Below are 296 nucleotides of genomic sequence, written 5' to 3' on the forward strand. Positions count from 1 at the left end.
AATATGTCAAAGATCGTTTCTCAATTACTTGAGAGTGTGGAGAATAACGGATTCGAACCGTTGACCCCCTGCGTGCAAAGCAGGTGCTCTAGCCAGCTGAGCTAATCCCCCAGTTATCAAGTAGTCCCAAAAGTTGAGCCTAGATGCACATTGACTTCGTCCATGTGTAGTCCCAGGCAGAGTTGAACTGCCGACCTCCACATTATCAGTGTGGCGCTCTAACCAACTGAGCTATAGGACTGGATTACTTGAATCTATATTTTCATAGAACAGCGCGTACAAGAGTACTCACCATC

2 tRNA genes are annotated in these 296 nt (G+C 46.3%); both read right to left on the reverse strand.

What is annotated here, in order from left to right:
- Window positions 1-37: 37 nt before the first annotated feature.
- Window positions 38-111 (reverse strand) — tRNA-Ala (locus DXA74_RS16140).
- Window positions 112-167: 56 nt separating this feature from the next.
- Window positions 168-241, reverse strand: a tRNA-Ile gene (locus DXA74_RS16145).
- Window positions 242-296 lie beyond the last annotated feature (55 nt).

Source organism: Bacteroides sp. OF04-15BH, assembly GCF_003477995.1.
Lineage (GTDB): Bacteria > Bacteroidota > Bacteroidia > Bacteroidales > Bacteroidaceae > Paraprevotella.